General features: G+C 40.2%; 5 protein-coding genes. 3 read left to right on the forward strand and 2 right to left on the reverse strand.

Going from position 1 to position 6,067, the window contains the following annotated elements; genetic code table 11:
- Positions 1-542, reverse strand: a 542-nt coding sequence (locus tag QNJ50_RS28235; protein ID WP_300642454.1) for a class I SAM-dependent methyltransferase, incomplete at its 3' end; no start/stop codon positions are given.
- A gap of 519 nt (positions 543-1,061) precedes the next feature.
- On the opposite strand from QNJ50_RS28235, the gene QNJ50_RS28240 reads away from it, so the two are divergent.
- The 3 genes from QNJ50_RS28240 (at position 1,062) to QNJ50_RS28250 (ending at position 5,375) form a co-directional block, all read left to right on the forward strand.
- Positions 1,062-2,243, forward strand: a complete 1,182-nt coding sequence (locus QNJ50_RS28240) for an RtcB family protein (protein ID WP_300642457.1) — start codon at positions 1,062-1,064, stop codon at positions 2,241-2,243.
- Between the two features lie 160 nt (positions 2,244-2,403).
- A complete protein-coding gene (locus QNJ50_RS28245; RefSeq protein ID WP_300642460.1) occupies positions 2,404-2,715 on the forward strand; it encodes a hypothetical protein in 312 nt (103 codons plus the stop codon).
- 443 nt (positions 2,716-3,158) lie between these two features.
- Positions 3,159-5,375: a glycoside hydrolase family 65 protein gene (locus QNJ50_RS28250; RefSeq protein ID WP_300642463.1), complete on the forward strand. Its 2,217-nt coding sequence runs from the start codon at positions 3,159-3,161 to the stop codon at positions 5,373-5,375.
- Positions 5,376-5,449: 74 nt separating this feature from the next.
- Here the strand turns inward: QNJ50_RS28250 and QNJ50_RS28255 are convergent.
- Positions 5,450-6,067 (reverse strand): DNA-processing protein DprA (locus QNJ50_RS28255; RefSeq protein WP_300642466.1); only part of this gene is annotated, 618 nt, incomplete at its 5' end.

Consider the following 6,067-nt stretch of genomic DNA (forward strand, 5'->3'; position numbering starts at 1 on the left):
GTCTCATGAAATAATAATGTTGCCGTTACCAAATCAAAGGAATTTTCGGGAAAACCTGTTTGTTCTGCATTTCCATGTCGCCAAGAAATATCTAAACCCGTATTTTCGGCTTTATGGCTAGCCCTCACTAACATGTAAGGTGACAAGTCCAAGCCCACAACTTCTGCTTCCGGGAAAGCCTCTTTCAAGATCAAAGTTGTGGAACCAGTACCGCAACCCAAATCGATAATTCTTCGCGGTTGGATAACTTGAATTGCATCAATTACAGCTTGACGCACCCAATTTTCATTTGGTGGAGTTACATATTGGGTAATTGCATCGTAGGAAACTGCTGCACTAGAATTAAGATATCCACCTTCAATCCCATGGAAGTTTTGGCTACTGTAATATTCAGGAGTTATCACATCACCTCGAGCAAAACGTTGACTTTCCCTTTCCCAATCAACACTCTTGGCGTATTGGCGCAATTCTTCCTCATCAATAAATAGTCTTGCAATGGGGGCGAGAAAACGTTCCCAAATAGTATCTTGCCGAACAGCCATAAATTAATTTACCACTCCAAATTTCGACAACAAAATAAGGTGTACTTAATTTAGACACCCATCCCAGACAATTTCTGTCTTTAATTAAATTTTGCTCAAAGTTGATAAACAGTTGGAATTACAGATTAGAATTATGGTTTTAACTTCACAAATTTTAATATATCACTCATGATTTTGCCCACTTATTTCGCAAAACTTGACAAGCATATTTATTTGTAATACAAATGTAGTACGCTTAATGCTGTAACTTAAGCCAATTTAGTGTACGTGGCGTGCAATAGTACGTCATTGTACATGATATGGGAATTGGGGACTGGAGATTAGAGATCAGGTATTTGGAAGAACATAATGAGAAATAACCAGGAAAGCTCCTAACTTCTGCTTGCGTCAGCGCGGTCTGTTTTGAATCCTGACTTCTGACTCTTGATTTCTGTAGAGACGCGACATGTCGCGTCTCTACGACTCCTGACTTCTTTATTTAAAAGTTATTATTTACAGTCGAATATAAAAAATAAAATTATGTCTTACGAAAAGCTAAAAGCTGATACAGAATCTCCCGTTTTATCTTGGGCTAATCATGAATTGGGAAAGCAAGAAATCCAAATGGCAAAAAATGTTGCTTCCCTTCCATTCGTATTTAAACACCTCGCATTAATGCCTGATGTTCACTTAGGAAAAGGAGCCTTAGTTGGTTCTGTAATTGCAACTAAAGAAGCAATTATTCCAGCCGCTGTGGGTGTGGATATAGGTTGCGGGATGGGTGCGATTAAAACCCAATTTACAGGCGAACAATTAGAAGGAAAACTAAAGAAAATTCGCCAAGATATTGAAGCAGCAATTCCTACTGGTTTTAATGAAAATAAAGATGTAGACAAAGCTGTAACTAACTGGCAAAGTTGGCGTGAATTTAATGATTTACATCGCGGCGTTCAAGATTTGCAAAATAAAGCTATGAAACAATTAGGTTCTCTTGGTGGAGGAAATCACTTTATTGAAGTGTGTCTCGACGAAGAAAATCAAGTATGGTTGATGCTACATTCTGGTTCTCGTAATATTGGTAACAAGTTAGCCCAATGTCACATCAACACTGCTAAAGGACTCCAGAAAATGGCAAGTGAGAAATTACCAGATCCCGATTTATCTTACTTTGTCACCGGTACCCCTGAATTTCAAGCTTATTGGCACGATCTACAATGGGCACAGGAGTATGCTCGTTACAATCGTGATGTCATGATGGCGCGTTTTAAGCGCATTGTAGAGAAACATCTTGTTGGGGGTAAAGCAACTAAGCCCTTGTTAGAGGTGAACTGTCATCATAACTACGCTGAAAAAGAAGTACATTTTGGCGAAGAGGTATATGTAACTCGTAAAGGTGCAGTTCGCGCCCAACAAGAAGATTACGGTATTATCCCTGGTTCAATGGGAGCTAAATCTTACATTGTTAAAGGCAAAGGTAACATTCACAGTTTTTGTAGTTGTTCTCATGGTGCAGGGCGCTTAATGTCTCGAAATAAGGCAAAGAAAGCTTATACCCTTGACGATTTAATTAAGCAAACAGAAGGTGTAGAATGTCGCAAAGACGGTGGTGTTTTAGATGAAATTCCCAGTGCTTATAAACCCATCGAGCAAGTCATGGAAAATCAATCAGATTTAGTGGAAGTTGTTGCAATCTTGAAACAAGTAGTTTGTGTTAAAGGTTAGAAAAAGTTAAAACAGACCGCGCCTATCACTAAGGTCACCTAGCGGATCCGGGGAACAAAAGCTTGCTACATAAACTTTCAGCATTCATAGATGTCCTAACCTAATTTCGTAACGCTATAACGAGCAATGCTAGCACACCGGCGATCGCTTATGCTTTTTCATGTTTAGGAGTCTTAGGCTTGTTTCTGGGTTTAATGATATCGCCCATGATAAACTGCGATCGCATATTATTGAAGCAGTAAAAGAGCTATCGGATCAAGATACGGAAGCTTTTTCAGCGCAGCAAAAAAGTTTTATAGTCACGGAAATTCGCGTTCATTATAATGCAACTCATAACCCCAAACTTGGCAATGAGTTAGTTTATGATTTGCTTGTGGAATTATCCTCTCCCCTAACAGGTTACCTGGGAAGGATCAAAAGTAACGAATGGAAAAACGATAAATTCTACTTTCTCCGCGATTTATCAATGTAATTAATAATTATCGTTAATAATCACCTCTACCAATATAAAACGAATTACAGTAGAGTAGAAATGTATTATACACTTAGCATCCGTGCAGTAATAGTCCTACGTAACAAGGTTAGGACATTGCTAAATCCTGTTTGTCCTACGGACACGTCCTTAGCCTGCGGCGTCGGCGTTAGCCTCTAGCTATGCTACCTTACGGATCCGCTAACGTTATAGACGCGTTAAAAGCTATGATGTGTAAGATTTTGTTAGCAAAACTATTTTGACTTTTTACTTTTTACTTTTTACTTGCGCGTAGCGCTGTAACAGTATATCTCTCGCCAAATGTAAGGTAATTTTTCGCTATATATCTATTGCTATACCTACTTTGTAGAGTTTTAATCTTTTGAGTTCTTGATGTCGATCCTCACAGAGCGAGAGAAGAAAGTGATACAGGAGGCATAGTTATGAATAAACCTATTTCCGACCCCCATCTACTCTATGAGGATTGGATTCTCACAGAAACTCAGTTCGACCCCGAACAACTTAACTACAAAGAAACTGTTTTCACAATTGGTAATGGTTACCTGGGGACACGGGGAAGTTTTGAAGAGGGTTATCCTGGTGCTTTAGCAGCTACCTTAATTAATGGTGTCTATGATGATGTTCCTCTCTTTTATACCGAACTCGCCAATTGTCCTGATTGGCTGCCATTGTTAATTATTATAGATAACGAAGAATTTAGTCTTAGTCGGGGAGAAATTTTAAGTTATCAGCGTCAGTTAGACTTGAAACGGGGTCTTCTCAGCCGTAAAATTTGCTGGCGCAGTCCTAATGGAAAAACAATCGATCTGTACTTCGAGCGCTTCGCTAGTCAAGCAGATCGACATGTGGTTGCATTACGCTGTCAGTTGACAGCAGTGGATTTCGATGAAACTGTTCTAATTCGGGCTAGTATTGATGGAAATCCAGAAAATAAAGAGGGTTTTAATCATTGGTTAATTCTTGAGCAAAGCTATGATGACGCTAATACTTCCTTGCTAGTTCGTACTAGAAGCTCGCGCATTGAACTGGGAATGGCAGTAAATTTAACTATATCTGGGACTCAAGCTGAATCAAAAAATACTAGCGTTCCGGGCTTTCCTACGATAGAAACAAAGTTCGATGCTGTTGCCGGAAAAACTATTACTTTAGAGAAAATAGTTACGGTTTTTACCTCTCGGGAAATAGAAACCCCAATCAAAGCTGCTTGCAATAAATTACAGGAATTACCCAGCTATACAGAACTATTAAGCGATCACGAAAAAGCTTGGAAAAGCTTATGGGAAAATAGTGATATTACAATCGAAGGAAGCAGTGAAGCTCAGCTTGTCCTTCGTTACAATTTATTTCAACTCCTGATTAGCGCTCCCCAAGATGACGATCGGGTTAGCATTCCAGCTAAAACTCTATCTGGCTTCGGTTATCGCGGACATATTTTTTGGGACACCGAATTTTTTATTCTGCCTTTTTTCATCTTTACTCAACCAAATATTGCTCGCAACTTACTTACCTATCGCTACCATACTCTAGAAGGCGCTCGCCGCAAAGCAATTAGTTATGGGTATCGGGGTGCAATGTATGCGTGGGAAAGTGCAGATACTGGCGATGAAGTGACTCCCCGTTGGGCTCCACCGGATGAAATTTATGGGGAAGATATCCGAATTTGGTGTCGCGATCGCGAAGTTCACATCAGTTCTGATATTAGCATCGCCGCTTGGTGGTATTGGCAAGTCACTGGTGATGATGAGTGGATGCGCGATTATGGGGCTGAGATTATTCTTGATACTGCTCTGTTTTGGAGTAGCCGCGTTGAACTCAATATCAAACGCGAACGCTATGAAATTCGCCAAGTAATTGGTCCAGATGAATACCACGAAAATGTTGATAATAATGCTTTTACCAACCGGGTAGTTCAATGGCATTTGGAAAAATCCCTTAACATTTATGATTGGTTAAGTAAGACCTATCCCGAAAAAACTCTAGAACTGGAAGAAAAGCTACAATTAACCTCAAAACGACGTTGGCGCTGGCGAGATATCGTCGAAAATCTTTGGATACCCTACGACCCCGAAACAGGTTTGTTCGAACAGTTTGAAGGCTTTTTTAAACTAGAAGATACTAAGCTTGCTGATTACCAACCGCGTACCCGTTCAATGCAAGCTATTTTGGGAATCAAAGAAACTAGTAAGCGACAAATCCTCAAGCAACCAGACGTTTTAATGCTCCTCTATCTCATGGGAAGAACTCCAGACACTGATTATGGTGAAAAAGTTCTCAGGAAAAATTGGGATTACTACGCACCACGAACCGACATTACTTATGGTTCTTCTCTTGGTCCAGCCGTTCAAGGTCTTGTAGCAGCTTCTTTGGGAAAAACAGTAGAAGCTTACAAATATTTTAGGTTAGCAGCCTTAGTAGATTTGGAAAATACCCGAGGAAATGCAGCTGAAGGGATTCATGGAGCATCCTGTGGTAGTATCTGGCAAGCTGTGATTTTCGGCGTTGCTGGAGTCAAATTTACACCAGATGGTCCCGCAACAAAACCCAATTTGCCTAATGCTTGGAAACGCATGAAGTTTAAGCTTTATTGGCGTGGTGACTGGTATGAATTTGACCTCAAATCAGAGGGATCTATAAGTTAAAAGTAAGAAGTAAGAAGTAACTAATTACCCAATCGCCAATCGCCAATCGCTAATCCCCAATCCCTAATCGCCTATCAGCACCTCTGATACCGCATTCCCGGTAATTGGGACACCAATCCCATTAATTCCAACTGCAATAAACTACTAGAAACTTCACTTGCTGACATACCTGTTTGTCGAATAATGAAATCGAGGGGTAGTGATTCCGAAGAAATTACATCCATTACTCGTTGCAGTTCTGGTGATAAATCTGGTAATGGTACATTTGATACTTCTGCTGGATGATTATTTGCAAAATCTAACTTTGGTATAGCTCCCAAACTTTTGAGAAGTTCTTCTAATTCTTTTTGAATTGGTGCAGCCCCTTGTGTGAGTAATTTCAAACAACCTTGGGATGGTAAATCATCTAATCTTCCCGGTAAAGCATAAACATCCCTACCAAATTCATTTGCATAGTCAGCAGTAATTAAAGCACCAGATCTTGCTGGAGCTTCCATCACTAGAACTGCGCGACTCAAACCTGCAATGATGCGATTACGACGGGGAAAATGTTTGCGATCGGGTGGAGTTTTGGCGGGATATTCACTAACAACTAAGCCACGATTCAAAATATGTTTGTAAAGTTCGCGATTTTTGGGAGGATAAATTACATCAACACCCGTACCTAAAACAGCAATGGTACGTCCCCCAGC

Origin of the sequence: Mastigocoleus sp. MO_188.B34, from assembly GCF_030065675.1 — a bacterium.
Taxonomy (GTDB): Bacteria; Cyanobacteriota; Cyanobacteriia; order Cyanobacteriales; family Nostocaceae; genus Mastigocoleus.